Origin of the sequence: Rhizobium aureum, assembly GCF_030182495.1 — a bacterium.
In the GTDB taxonomy this organism is placed as follows: domain Bacteria; phylum Pseudomonadota; class Alphaproteobacteria; order Rhizobiales; family Rhizobiaceae; genus Rhizobium; species Rhizobium tropici_C.
The window spans coordinates 63,756-77,301 of sequence record NZ_JAQJCI010000014.1 but is presented as its reverse complement, the minus strand read 5'-3'; the positions used below and the strand labels follow the sequence as shown (position 1 = coordinate 77,301).

Genomic DNA, 13,546 nt, shown 5'->3' with positions numbered 1-13,546 from the left:
TGGGTCTCGTCTGGGGCTGGAGACTACACAGACTTCGGTGGAGGTCAAAGGTGACCGCGAAAATTTATGCGATATCCAATGATGTAAACCTTTACACAGGTTATGTAAAGGTTTACACAGCATGGAAAGCGGGTGGGACCGCAGGGAGGATTCAATGAGTTCGGAAGCCGTCGACGGTACGGTCGTGCTGTCTGCGAGAGGGATATCGAAATCCTTCAACGGCGTGCAGGTGCTGTTCAGCGTCAACTTCGATCTTCGGGCCGGCGAGATCCATGCGCTCATGGGCGAAAACGGCGCCGGCAAGTCGACGCTGGTCAAGGTCCTGTCCGGTTTCGAGCAGCCGACCTCCGGCGAGATTTTGCTCGATGGCAAGCCGGTGAAGCTGCCGCCGAACGGTGCGGCCGAGGCGCTCGGCATCGTCATCATCCACCAGGAGTTCAATCTTGCTGAGCATCTGACCGTCACCGAGAGCCTGTTTCTCGGCCGCGAAGTCACCCGCCTCGGCGTGCTCGATCGCAAGTATATGCGTGCCGAAACGCGGCGCGTGCTCGACCTTCTCGGCTCGCATGTCGATGAGAACGCCATCATCAGTACGCTCTCCATCGCCGACAAGCAGATGGTGGAGATCGCCAAGGCGATCAGCCGCGATGCGCGCATCGTCTTCATGGATGAGCCGACCGCCGTTTTGTCGCGCGAGGAGACCAATTTCCTGTTCAAACAGGTGCGCAAGCTGCGCGATCAGGGAACGAGCTTCGTCTTCGTCTCCCACAAGCTCGATGAGGTCATGGACCTGACGGATCGGGTCACGGTGCTGCGTGACGGCCAATGGGTGAAGACCTCGCCAACCTCGCTGCTCGATGGCGAATCGATCGCCCAGCTGATGGTCGGGCGCGAGCTCTCGAGCCTTTATCCGGCCAAGAACGAGCCCGATGTCGACGAGAAGGTGGTGCTCAGCGTCGCCTCGGTCTCGACCGGCTACGTCCACGATGCGAGCTTCGAGCTGCGCAAGGGCGAGATATTGGGCTTTTCCGGCATGATCGGCTCTGGGCGAACCGAGCTGATGGAGGCGATCGTCGGACTGCGTTCGCGTGTCTCCGGCGAGGTCGTCGTCAACGGCCAAACGGTGCCGCCGCATGACGTGCATGCGGCCATCGATGCGGGGCTTGCCTATATGACCAAGGACCGCAAGTCGAAGGGCCTGCTTCTGAGTTCTGGCATGGTCGTCAATCTGACGCTGCAGTCGCTCGACCGGCATGGCAAGTTCGGTTATCTGAGCGCCTCAAGTGAAGCCGATGCGCTGGCGAGGGCGCGCCGCCGTTTCGATATACGCGTACGTGACGGCAATATCGTTGCCGGCCGCATGTCCGGCGGCAACCAGCAGAAGCTGCTGCTGGCGAAGGTCATGGAGACCGAGCCGCAGATCATCATCATCGACGAGCCGACGCGCGGTATCGATGTCGGTACGAAGCAGCAGATCTATCATTTCATTTCGGCGCTGGCGCGTGACGGTCATTCGATCATCGTCATCTCCTCGGAAATGCCCGAGGTCATCGGGCTGTGCACGCGGATCGCGGTCATGCGCGAGGGCCGGATCGTCGGCGTGCTCGAAGGTGAAGAGATCACCGAGCAGGAAATCATGCGTTATGCGGCGGGCCTGAAGAAAAAGACCGCTGCCTGAATGGGCGGCGGAGAGCAGGGCGAATTCCCAGAAGTCATGGGACGGGAGGTTGGTTTTGGTTATGAGCGTGGGTGAAGACAGTAGCGGAAAGGCCGGTCGGCGGGGGCGCTCCTGGCGGGATGTCGATCTCAGGGCCGTGGCGCCGTTTGCAGCGCTGGTGCTGCTTCTGATCGTAGGCGCGCTGGTCAATCCGAACTTCATCGGCATTACCAATCTCACCAATGTCGCGACGAGATGCGCCTTCATCGCCATCATCGCGGTCGGTGCCACCTTCGTCATCTCGGCGGGTGATCTCGATTTGTCTGTCGGCGCGATGGTTGCCTTCGTCGCAAGCCTGATGATCCTCCTGATGAATTCGGGTGTCATCGCCGATCCCGCCCTGATGCTGGCAGCCGCCGTGCTGTTCTCGATCGTCGCCGGCCTCCTGTGCGGCCTTGCCAACGGGCTCATCACGACCATGGGCAAGATCGAGCCGTTCATTGCGACCCTCGGCACCATGGGTGTCTATCGCGGCTTGACGACCTGGCTGTCGCAGGGCGGTGCGATCACCTTGCGGCCGGCGAATCTGCAGGCGCTCTACAAGCCCGCCTATTATGGCTCGGTGCTCGGCGTGCCGGTGCCGATCGTGGTCATTCTTGTCGTCACCGGCATTGCGGCCTTCATTCTCTATCGCACTCGCTACGGGCGGCATGTCATCGCCGTCGGTTCCAATCGCGATGTTGCGCGCTATTCCGGCGTGGCGGTCAACCGCGTGCGCACTATCGCCTTCGTCATCCAGGGCCTGTGCGTGTCGATCGCCGTGCTTCTCTATGTGCCGCGACTTGGTTCGACGTCGGCGACGACGGGCAGCCTATGGGAGCTGCAGGCGATCACCGCCGTGGTCGTCGGCGGCACGGCGCTGAAGGGCGGGGCGGGCAGGGTATGGGGCACGATCTGCGGCGCCTTCATCCTTGAGCTGGTCGGCAACATCATGCTGCTTTCCAATTTCATCAGCGAGTATCTGCTCAGTGCCATCCAGGGTGCGATCATCATCATCGCCATGCTGGTTCAGCGCTCGCTTGCTCGCAAATAGCGAATAGCCGGGTCAGGGGGCGCCCGGTTCTTGGTGACAAGGCCCTGTCTCTATCTGGGAGGAAGAAACATGCGAAAGAGACTCATAGGCTTGGCTGTCGTGATGGCGGCTCTGGCCGGCACGGTCCATGCCGAGGACAAGAAGGTAACGATCGGCGTTTCCATTCCGGCCGCCGACCACGGCTGGACCTCGGGCGTGGTATTCCATGCCGAGCGCGTCGCCAAGCTTTTGATGGCGGAGCATCCGGGACTCAACGTCATCGTCAAGACCTCGCCTGATGCGGCGAGCCAGGCCAATGCGGTACAGGACCTCGAGACCCAGGGTATCGATGCGCTCGTGATCCTGCCGTCGGATCCGGATCCGCTCGTCAACGCCATCAAGGAAGTCAAGGACAAGGGCAAGTTCGTGGCGCTGGTCGACCGTGCGCCGAGCAACAATGACAATTCCGTCCGTGACCTCTATGTCGCCGGCAACAATCCGGCGCTCGGCCAGGTCGCAGGCGAATACATCAAGGCCAATACGCCGGATGCCCAGGTTGTCGTCATCCGCGGTCTGCCGATCCCGATCGATCAGCAGCGCCAGGACGGTTTCGACAAGGGCATCGCCGGCTCGAACGTCAAGGTTCTCGACCGCCAGTATGGCAACTGGAACCGCGACGACGCCTTCAAGGTCATGCAGGACTACTTGACCAAGTTCCCGAAGATCGATGTGGTCTGGTGCCAGGATGACGACATGGCTGTCGGCGTGCTGCAGGCAATCGAGCAGGCCAAGCGCACCGATATCAAGTATATCATCGCCGGCGCCGGCTCGAAGGACATGATCAAGAAGGTCATGGATGGCGACAAGCTGATCCCCGTCGACGTGCTCTACCCACCGGCAATGGTCGGCACCGCCATGGAGCTGACCGCCGCCAACTTCTATGATCAGGTTCCGGTTCGCGGCAATTACATCCTCGATGCGACGCTCGTCACAAAGGACAACGCCAAGGACTTCTACTTCGCCGAATCTCCATTCTGATCGGCTGATTCAGATAGACGCGCCCGCCGGTTCCGGCGGGCGTTTTTATGCGTCTGCCGCTTGGCTTCGCATCCTGCGGTAATTTTTGCGGCACGTACCTCTTGCCGTCGGCGACGGGCCGTGATTAGGTCACGGGGCATTCGACTTTCAGCCCGACGACCCTATAGTTTTTGGAGGCTGCGGCACCTCAGCCGCCTCGGATATGGGCCCGAAAGGCATCGGAAACGTTTACAGAACGCGATTAGGGAGGAAATACAGATGAAGACGATCAAGGGACCAGGCCTGTTTCTCGGCCAGTTCGCCGGCGATGCGGCGCCATTCAACTCGTGGGATTCGATCACGAAATGGGCTGCCGATGCCGGCTATATCGGCGTGCAGGTTCCGACCTGGGCAAGCCAGCTCATCGACCTGAAGAAGGCGGCCTCCTCCAAGGATTATTGCGACGAATTTGCCGGTGTCGCTCGCGCCAATGGCGTCGAGGTCACCGAGCTTTCCACCCACCTCCAGGGCCAGCTCGTCGCCGTGCATCCCGCTTATGATGAAGCCTTCGACGGTTTTGCCGCTCCGGAAGTACGGGGCAATCCGAAGGCGCGCCAGGAATGGGCGGTCGAGCAGGTGAAGATGGCGCTGACGGCATCGAAGCATCTCGGCATCAAGGCGCATGCGACCTTCTCCGGCGCGCTCGCCTGGCCCTTCATCTATCCCTGGCCGCAGCGTCCGGCCGGCCTTGTCGAGACCGCCTTCGAAGAGCTTGCCCGCCGCTGGACTCCGATCCTCAACCATGCCGACGAAAACGGCGTCGACGTCTGCTACGAAATCCATCCGGGCGAAGACCTGCATGATGGCATCACCTTCGAGATGTTCCTGGAGCGCGTGAAGAACCATCCGCGCGCCAACATGCTCTACGATCCCTCTCACTACGTCTTGCAGTGCCTCGATTATCTCGAGAACATCGACATCTACAAGGACCGCATCAAGATGTTCCACGTTAAGGATGCGGAGTTCAATCCGACCGGGCGCCAGGGCGTCTATGGCGGTTATCAGGGCTGGGTCGAGCGTGCCGGCCGCTTCCGTTCGTTGGGCGACGGCCAAGTCGATTTCGGCGCCGTCTTCTCGAAGATGACCGCCAATAATTTTGACGGCTGGGCCGTGGTCGAATGGGAATGCGCGCTGAAACATCCCGAAGACGGCGCCCGCGAAGGTTCCGAATTCGTCAAGGCGCACATCATCCGCGTCACGGAAAAGGCCTTCGACGATTTTGCGGGCAGCGGCACGGACCAGGCGGCGAACCGGCGCATGCTGGGGCTGTAATCTCTTTTTCTTCTCCCTGGCGGGGAGAAGATGTCCGAAGGACAGATGAGGGGGACGAGGAGCGTCGCGACGAGTGCCTTGAGCCACAAGCGAAAGGCAGTGTCCGCTGAGTCCCCCCTCATCCGACCCTTCGGGCCACCTTCTCCCCGCAGGGAGAAGGTGAGTACAATTCCATTCATTCAGGAGGATAAAATGGCAATCGAAGGATCATCGGAACAGACGCGCGAGCCGCGCATCCGGCTTGGCATGGTGGGCGGTGGCGCCGGCGCATTCATCGGCGCTGTGCATCGCATCGCCGCGCGCATTGACGACCAGTTCGATCTCGTCGCCGGCGCGCTCTCGTCTTCGCCGGACAAGGCTCAGGCTTCCGGCCGCGATCTCGGTCTCGATCCCTCGCGCACCTATTCCAGTTATCGTGACATGGCAATTCGCGAAGCCAAGCTGAAGAACGGCATCGAGGCGGTTTCGATCGTCACGCCGAACCATGTGCACTATGACGCCGCCAAGGAATTCCTGCGGCGCGGTATCCATGTCATCTGCGACAAGCCGCTGACCTCCAATCTCGCCGATGCCAAGAAGCTGAAGAAGGTGGCCGATGAAAGCGGTGCGCTCTTCATCCTCACGCATAATTACACCGGCTATCCGATGATCCGTCAGGCGCGCGAGATGATCGCCAACGGCGAGCTCGGCGATATCCGCATCGTGCAGGCCGAATATCCGCAGGATTGGCTGACGGAAAATATCGAGCAGTCCGGTCAGAAGCAGGCTGCATGGCGTACCGACCCCTCTCAGTCCGGCGCCGGCGGTTCCACCGGCGATATCGGCACGCATGCCTATAATCTCGCTTCCTTCGTCACCGGTCTCGAGCTCGATAGCCTTGCTGCCGATCTCGACAGCTTCGTTGAGGGACGTCGCCTCGACGACAACGGCCATGTGCTGCTGCGTTTCAAGGCGAAGGGCAAGGAAAAACCGGCGAAAGGCATGCTCTGGTGCAGCCAGGTGGCGCCGGGCCATGAGAATGGCCTGAAGCTCCGCGTCTATGGCACCAAGGGCGGCATCGAGTGGACGCAGGCCGATCCGAACTATCTTTGGTACACGCCGTTTGGCGAGCCGAAGCGGCTGATTACCCGCAACGGCGCCGGCTCGGGTGCGGCCGCGGCGCGCGTCTCGCGCATCCCGTCGGGCCATCCGGAAGGCTATCTGGAAGCTTTCGCAACGATCTATACTGAGGCTGCGCGTGCCATCAATGCCCGAAAGAAGGGCGTGGCGGTCGATCCCGCCGTGGTCTATCCGACCGTCGATGACGGCGTGAAGGGCGTGGCTTTCGTCGAGGCTTGCGTTGCGTCCTCGAAGCGCAATGGTGCCTGGGTCAAGCTCTAGGTTTGGTGCAGGTTCGAGGCGGGCGAACCGCCTCGAACCTGCTCATTCAGGCAGCGATGTCCCGTTTGCGCTTCGTCAGTGCATCGACGCTCAGAGGGCCCGCGCCGGCGGCGACGAGAAACAGGAAGATGAAGCAGAAGAGGATAGCCGCCGTTCCGCCATTCTGGGCGGGATAGAAGCTCTGCGGCGCGTGGCGCAGGAAATAGGCGAAGGCCATCAGGCCCGACAGAATGAACGAAGCAATCCGCGTCTGGAAGCCGATGAGGACGAGGAAGCCAAGGGTGAGCTCAAGCAGGCCGGCGATCCAGGGCAGCGATCCGACGGCGGGCACATTTTCGACGGCTGGGAAATGCAGGATTTTCTGCGTTCCATAGCTGAACAGCACAAGGGATGCGACGATGCGCAGAAGGCTCAGCAGATAAGGGTGGAGGGTATGGAGAGCAGCGAGCATTTCTATCCTTTCGTCGTCGAGTTGAGCACCACCCTCAATTGATCCACTTCGAAAAGACAAGTCACGACTGTTGACATTGATGTTATCGCCCGCGGGTGGCCTGGACAGAGCTGTTAGCCGGCTGCATTTTTTGGCATCTGCAACGTTGCAGTTTCCTCAAATCGACGCTGTACTTTGCCAACCGGGTTGGCTAAACCGCAGCCAACGAAGCCACAACAGACGGGATTTTCATCATGATCGATCCGAAGCTTCTTGCCGATCGCTTCCCAGGCGATTTCACATTCGGCGTTGCCACTGCCGCGTTCCAGATCGAAGGTGCCACCAAGGCCGACGGCCGTAAGCCATCTATCTGGGATGCTTTCGCCAACATGCCGGGCCGCGTCTATCAGCGCGATAATGGTGACGTCGCCTGCGATCATTATAACCGTCTGGAGCAGGATCTCGATCTCATCAAGGAGATGGGCGTCGAGGCCTACCGCTTCTCGATCGCCTGGCCGCGCATCATTCCCGAAGGCACCGGCCCCGTGAACGAAGCCGGCCTCGATTTCTATGATCGCCTCGTCGATGGCTGCAAGGCGCGAGGGATCAAGACCTTTGCGACTCTCTACCATTGGGATCTGCCGCTGGCGCTCGCCGGCGACGGCGGCTGGACGGCGCGTTCGACGGCGCATGCCTTCCAGCGCTATGCCAAGACCGTCATGGGCCGCCTCGGCGACCGTCTGGACTCTGTCGCCACCTTCAACGAGCCCTGGTGCATCGTCTGGCTGAGCCATCTCTATGGCGTTCATGCACCCGGCGAGCGTAACATGCAGGCGGCGCTCTATGCCATGCATTATATGAACCTTGCCCATGGTCTCGGCGTCGAGGCGATCCGCTCCGTGGCGCCGAAGGTGCCGGTCGGCATCGTGCTGAATGCCGCTTCGATCCTGCCGGGCTCGGATCGCCCGGAAGATGCCGCCGCTGTCGAACGCGCGCATCAGTTTCACAACGGCGCCTTCTTCGATCCGATCTTCAAGGGCGAGTATCCGAAGGAGCTCGTCGAGGCGCTCGGCGATCGTATGCCTGTCATCGAAGACGGCGATCTGAAGACCATCAACCAGAAACTCGATTGGTGGGGTTTGAACTATTACATGCCGATGCGCGTCTCCGACGACGCCTCGAAGAGCGGCGATTTTCCCTGGACGAAGGAGGCGCCGCCGGTCAGCGACGTAAAAACGGATATCGGTTGGGAGGTCTATTCGCCGGGTCTGAAGCACGTCGTCGAGGATCTCAACAGGCGCTACGACCTGCCGGAGTGCTACATCACCGAAAACGGTGCCTGCTACAATATGGGCGTCGTCAACGGCGAGGTCGATGACCAGCCGCGCCTCGATTATTATATCGAGCATCTCGGTGTCGTCGCGGATCTCATCAAGGATGGCTATCCGATGCGCGGCTACTTCGCCTGGAGCCTGATGGATAATTTCGAATGGGCGGAAGGCTATCGCATGCGTTTCGGCCTCGTGCATGTCGATTACGAGACCCAGGTGCGCACGATCAAGAAGAGCGGCAAATGGTACCGCGAGCTCGCTTCGCAGTTTCCGAAGGGCAACCACAAGGCGGTTTGATGCGGTTCCATCTTCCTTGAGGGGGAAGTCGCGCGGAACGCGCAGGTGGGGGTGATTTCTGGGGTGAACGCGGGGGTCACCCCACCCCGGACCTGCGGTCCGACCCTCCCCCTCAAGGGGAGGGTGTCGGTCGCTTGAATCGGTAAAGCCTGATAAATATCGCGCATGACCCAACGGCCGATTTTTCTTTACGCGCTTTGCGGCAGTCAACGGCAGGCCTCGACCAGCCGCAGGCTGCTGCAGGCGCTGCAGCTCGCCTGTCCTGACGGCGTCAGCATCGCCATCTGCGATCTGATCGGCGCTCTGCCGATCTTCAATCCCGACGATGAGGGCGAGAGGACGCCGCCCGTGGTCGAGAGATTTGCAGCCGAGATCCGTAAGGCGGATGGTCTGATCGTGTCCTGCCCCGAATATGCTCATGGTATTCCCGGCGGCTTCAAGAATGCGCTGGATTGGCTGGTGTCGCGCGACGAAGTGCCGTTCAAGCCGTTGATGCTCGCCCATGCTTCCCATCGCGGCGATCTTGTCCTAGCACAGCTGACCGAGGTCCTGCAGACCATGTCGCTGCACATCGTGGCCGACGCTTTCCTGCGCTTGCCGATTGCGGGCAAGAGCGATGAGGCACAGGCGGCCATGCTTCTGGAGGCGCACGAAAACGGCCTCCTGTCCGGGGGTCTCAGCCGTTTCGCGCAAACGATTGCCACCAGAGCATGATTTTTCCGGCTTCGGCAAATATGCAACCCATTCCTGTAGGAATCTCCGATACGCCTTAACCGTTTGTTGAAGACCTGACGGCAGACTTCCGTGCCAAGGAGAAAAGGCGTGGGAGCAACTTTCAATTCATTGCGGCAAGCGACACAGATCGGTCGTCATTCCATTGTGACGGCCGTTTTGATTTCCTTTGCTCTTGTGGTTGCCGTCGTGACCCTGATGGTGCTGACCGCAATCGGCCGCGTCGCCGATTACTCCAACAAGCTGGATGACGAACGTTCCTGGGAGACGACCGTCGGCGCCCTGAAAACCTTCCAGGGGCAGCTGGAAGCGACGCTGCATGATCATTCCGCGCGCAACGATGCGGCGCGAAGCGTCTACGGGACGAACGACCGGGGCTGGATCGCCGGCAATTACGGCGACATCTCCTCCGACGGCGCGCTGTTCGATACCGCCGTTATTGTCGACGACCACAACAAGCCTATCATTGCCTATCACGACGGCGTGCCGTTGACGGAGAATATCGAAGACGTCCTCGGCACCGCCATTTGGGCCCTGGTCGATCAGGCGCGCACCACGCGCGTGACCGGTGTGCCGGAAGCCTCGGGTTACATCATGACCAGGGATGGTATCGCCGCCGCCGGCGCGGCGACCATCCGCGAAAGATCCGGCCGCATTCCCGCGCCGCAAGGCCAGCGTCGTTACCTGATCCTCGTGCGTTATCTCGACGCTGCCCGCATCAAGATGCTTTCCAACACCTATGTCATCAGCGGCCTGACGCTGATGCCGCCGGAAACCGTGGCTCGCTATGCGGTTTCCATCGTCGATCCCTTAGGCAAGTCGCTGGGGCGGCTGGTCTGGAGCTCGCGCGAACCGGGCGACATGAGCTACCAAAAGGTCCGGCCGCTGGTGCTCGGCGCGCTCGGCCTTGTCGGCCTGTTCTTCGTCGTGCTGCTGATCTTGGGGTCGTTGGCTGGGCGCAGGTTGCGGTCGGAGGAGGTTCAGGCGCGTCAGGTTTCACTGCGTGACAGGTTGAGCGGTCTTCTCAATCGGGAGGGGTTGCGGCTCGATGTGGACCGGCTGGTCGAACGGGCGCGCAGCGACGGCACCAATGTTCTGCTTCTCTATCTCGATCTCGATGGTTTCAAGGAAATCAACGATTCCTATGGGCATGGCACGGGCGATCAGCTCATTCGCGCCGTGGCGGCAGGCCTCAGCGTGCTTGTGCCGCCACAGGCGGCGCTGGCCAGGGTTGGAGGAGACGAATTCGCCATCGTCTTTCCGACGAAGGAACTCAACGACGCGCCTGCCTTGCAGCTGGCGGAACAGATCCTGGATTTTCTCTCCGAGCCCTTGGAAATCGGCCGGCGGGTGGTCGTCGTCGGCACCAGCATCGGCATAGCGAGTTCGCCGGAAGGCCGGATCGACAGAGAGGAACTGGTGCGGCGTGCCGATCTTGCCATGTACAAGGCCAAGGAGGCGGGCCGCGCCCGCATGACCTGCTACGACACGGCCATGGATGCCCATCGCGAGGAGCGCAACGCGCTTGAACTCGATCTGCGCCGTGCCATCGAGATGGAAGAGCTGACGCTCGCCTATCAGCCTCTGGTCGAGGCATCGAGCTGCGAAATGATCGGTGTCGAAGCGCTCGTGCGCTGGAACCGTCCCGGTCACGGCCCGATTTCACCAGAGGTCTTCATTCCCATTGCTGAAACCAGCGGTCTGATCGAGGCGCTGGGGCTGCTCGTCCTGCGCAAGGCCTGTGAAGCCGCGCGGCAATGGCCGGATCTTCGCATCGCCGTCAATGTATCGCCGGGTCAATTCCGCAATCCTGCCTTTGCCGACTACGTCCGCAGCGTACTGAACGGGACGGGGATAGAGGCCGAGCGGGTAACGCTGGAAATTACCGAAGGCTACATCATCCAGAATCCGGAGCGCACCCGCCAGTCGATCGAGCGGCTGAAGACACTCGGGGTCAAGGTGGCCCTCGACGATTTCGGCTCCGGTTTCTCCTCTATCGGCTATCTGCGCCAGTTCGGCTTCGATCGCATCAAGATCGATCGCTCACTGACCATGAATGTGCTCGAAGACGACCGCGCCCGTGAAATGCTGCAGGCGACGGTGGCATTGGCCCGTTCACTCGATATTCCCGTGACCGCCGAAGGTATCGAGACCGAGGCGCAGGGAAGGGCGCTGGAAGGCTTCGGCTGCGACGAGCTGCAGGGCTATTTCTACGGAAAGCCGATGCCGGAAACCGAGATCAGCAAGCGGCTTGCCGTGCAGATGGCGGTAGAGCTGGGCGAGGAGCATGCCGCGGCCTGATATGCCCAAAGCATTTCCGCTTTTCCTGGAATTGCGTCAGCCGATATGCTCGTGGCCGCGCTTGCGGGCGAGCGCGATCTGCCGCTGCCTTTCGCGATAACGTTCGCGATCCTCTTCACTGCGCTCGTGATAGCAATGGCTGCAGGATACACCGGCTTCGTAGAAGGGCGAGGTCACTTCCTCTGATGTAATGGGATTGCGGCAGGCGTGACAGAGCTTGTGATTGCCTTCCTTCAGGCCGTGTTCGACGGAGACGCGCTCATCGAAGACGAAGCAGGCGCCTTCCCAGAGGCTTTCTTCCGCCGGCACTTCCTCCAGATATTTCAGGATGCCGCCCTTGAGGTGATAGACCTCGTCGAAGCCCTGCTGCTTCATGAAAGCGGTCGCCTTCTCGCAGCGGATGCCGCCGGTGCAGTACATGGCGATCTTCGGCTTGTTGTGCAGGCCGGTATTGTCGCGCACCCAATCGGGAAATTCGCGGAAGGTCTTGGTCTTCGGGTCAACCGCGCCCTTGAAGACACCGATGGCGGTCTCATAGTCGTTGCGGGTATCGATGACGATCGTATCGGGATCGGAGATCAGTGCGTTCCAGTCCTTCGGCGCGACATAGGTTCCGACGACCTTGGTGGGGTCGATATGCTCGACGCCCATGGTGACGATCTCTTTCTTGAGCTTCACTTTCATGCGCACGAACGGCATTTTCGACGCGCGGCTTTCCTTGTGCTCCAGGCCGGCAAATTCCGGCTGGGCGCGCAGGAAGGCAAGGACTGCGCCGATGGCAGCATCCGTGCCGGCGATGGTACCGTTGATCCCTTCATGCGCAAGCAGCAACGTGCCCTTGACGCCATTTTCCTCGCAGAGCGCAAGCAAAGGCTCGCGCAGGATTTCGAAGCGCGGAAAGGAAACGAAATGATAGAGCGCGGCAACGAGGAATGCGCCGGTCGCGTCGCGCCGTGGATCTGAAAGCTTGTCGGTCATGGCGGGGAAATACAATTTTGTGGGCTTTCAGGCAATCGGGATTCGTATTTTGAAACTATGCGACCTGGCAGCCTCGATCCTTCGAGGCATCGCCACCGGGGCCACCCTCGTCCTTCGACGGGCTCAGAATGAGAGTGGAGCGGCCTTTGAGCTTCAGACAGTGCTCCGCAGTGACGCGCCGGGCGCCGATGACCAGCCCTCATGCTGAGGTGCGTAGGCGCTCAGGGCCGAAGCCTCGAAGCACGAGGGCGGGTGAGGGGTCTTATCCGCCTCAATCCACCGCCTCCAGCCAGAGGCGCTTTATGGTTCGTGCCTCGCGCTTGGGCTTGTCTGCAAAGACCCAACGCGCCCGGTTCAGCGCTTCCTCACGGGCCGCCTGCTGCCGGGAAATGATCGCCTCCAGCAGGCGCGCGTGATCGTCGCTCCCGTTGAAGAGATGCGGCTCGCGATCCGCGACATCCGCCAGCATCGACATGTCGAGATAGCGGCCGAGCACATCGACCAATATCTTGGCCTCCAGCTGCTTGGCATGCATGGCGGCCGGCCAGACGTCGCGTAGCAGCATGTGATGCATCCAGTAATCCTGACTGCGCTTGCGCAGATCGTGAAAGCACTCGGCATGGGCCGCTTCCACATGGCACTCGGAAAGCGCCTGCACCGCCTTGCGGAGATTCTTGCGCCACCCCTTCTGGAAAAGACGGGCCGTGTCGCGCCGCCCAGCCTCGAATGATATATCCTTCAACGTCTCGAGCGCCTCGTTGCAGGTGGTGATTGCCAGCCGTGCCTTGCTTTCGAGATCGGTCTCGGCCTCGGCGAGGCGGTCGCGCTTGCTGGTCAGAACATCGGTTACTCGGCTAAGCGCCTGCAGTTCATCTTCGGATTTCGCCGTCGTCTGCAGGTAATGGCTGGCCTCAATCAGCGCGGTCGCGTCGCGTAGGCCTGAAAGCGAGCGGGCCATGTCACGAAGCCGGTCATTCTCGTGCTGTTGAAATTCGCGCGCAATCGGCGCTATCAGACGG

Annotated in this window: 11 protein-coding genes; 8 read left to right on the top strand and 3 right to left on the bottom strand. The window is 60.9% G+C overall.

What is annotated here, in order from left to right:
• Positions 1–154: 154 nt before the first annotated feature.
• The 5 genes from PH552_RS25180 (at position 155) to PH552_RS25160 (ending at position 6,458) form a co-directional block, all read left to right on the top strand.
• The gene (locus tag PH552_RS25180) at positions 155–1,678 is read left to right on the top strand and encodes a sugar ABC transporter ATP-binding protein (RefSeq protein WP_183764765.1); all 1,524 of its coding nucleotides are present in this window, start codon (positions 155–157) and stop codon (positions 1,676–1,678) included.
• Between the two features lie 61 nt (positions 1,679–1,739).
• A complete protein-coding gene (locus PH552_RS25175; RefSeq protein ID WP_183764768.1) occupies positions 1,740–2,750 on the top strand; it encodes an ABC transporter permease in 1,011 nt (336 codons plus the stop codon).
• A gap of 69 nt (positions 2,751–2,819) precedes the next feature.
• Positions 2,820–3,767 (top strand): substrate-binding domain-containing protein, encoded by a 948-nt coding sequence (locus PH552_RS25170; RefSeq protein ID WP_112343251.1) that lies wholly within the window; start codon positions 2,820–2,822, stop codon positions 3,765–3,767.
• A gap of 258 nt (positions 3,768–4,025) precedes the next feature.
• Positions 4,026–5,078 carry a sugar phosphate isomerase/epimerase family protein gene (locus PH552_RS25165; RefSeq protein ID WP_112343252.1) on the top strand — a complete coding sequence of 351 codons (1,053 nt, stop codon included), beginning with the start codon at positions 4,026–4,028 and terminating at the stop codon, positions 5,076–5,078.
• A gap of 192 nt (positions 5,079–5,270) precedes the next feature.
• Positions 5,271–6,458: a Gfo/Idh/MocA family protein gene (locus PH552_RS25160; RefSeq protein ID WP_183764771.1), complete on the top strand. Its 1,188-nt coding sequence runs from the start codon at positions 5,271–5,273 to the stop codon at positions 6,456–6,458.
• 46 nt (positions 6,459–6,504) lie between these two features.
• Here PH552_RS25160 and PH552_RS25155 read toward each other — a convergent pair whose 3' ends face one another.
• Positions 6,505–6,909, bottom strand: coding sequence for a DoxX family protein (locus PH552_RS25155; protein ID WP_112343254.1), 405 nt, complete (start codon positions 6,907–6,909; stop codon positions 6,505–6,507).
• 233 nt (positions 6,910–7,142) lie between these two features.
• Between PH552_RS25155 and PH552_RS25150 the strand changes: the two genes are divergently transcribed.
• The 3 genes from PH552_RS25150 to PH552_RS25140 all read left to right on the top strand — a co-directional run bounded on the left by PH552_RS25150 (position 7,143) and on the right by PH552_RS25140 (position 11,549).
• Positions 7,143–8,516, top strand: a complete 1,374-nt coding sequence (locus PH552_RS25150) for a GH1 family beta-glucosidase (RefSeq protein WP_183764774.1) — start codon at positions 7,143–7,145, stop codon at positions 8,514–8,516.
• Positions 8,517–8,681: 165 nt separating this feature from the next.
• Positions 8,682–9,230 carry an NADPH-dependent FMN reductase gene (locus tag PH552_RS25145; protein ID WP_183764776.1) on the top strand — a complete coding sequence of 183 codons (549 nt, stop codon included), beginning with the start codon at positions 8,682–8,684 and terminating at the stop codon, positions 9,228–9,230.
• Positions 9,231–9,338: 108 nt separating this feature from the next.
• Entirely contained in the window at positions 9,339–11,549 is a 2,211-nt protein-coding gene (locus PH552_RS25140; RefSeq protein ID WP_145644463.1) for a putative bifunctional diguanylate cyclase/phosphodiesterase, read from the top strand.
• 36 nt (positions 11,550–11,585) lie between these two features.
• Here the strand turns inward: PH552_RS25140 and trhO are convergent, their stop codons facing one another.
• Both trhO and PH552_RS25130 read right to left on the bottom strand, forming a co-directional pair.
• A complete protein-coding gene (trhO, locus tag PH552_RS25135) occupies positions 11,586–12,527 on the bottom strand; it encodes an oxygen-dependent tRNA uridine(34) hydroxylase TrhO (protein ID WP_183764779.1) in 942 nt (313 codons plus the stop codon).
• A 271-nt stretch (positions 12,528–12,798) separates the two neighbouring features.
• Positions 12,799–13,530 carry a CHAD domain-containing protein gene (locus PH552_RS25130; protein ID WP_348647380.1) on the bottom strand — a complete coding sequence of 244 codons (732 nt, stop codon included), beginning with the start codon at positions 13,528–13,530 and terminating at the stop codon, positions 12,799–12,801.
• Positions 13,531–13,546 lie beyond the last annotated feature (16 nt).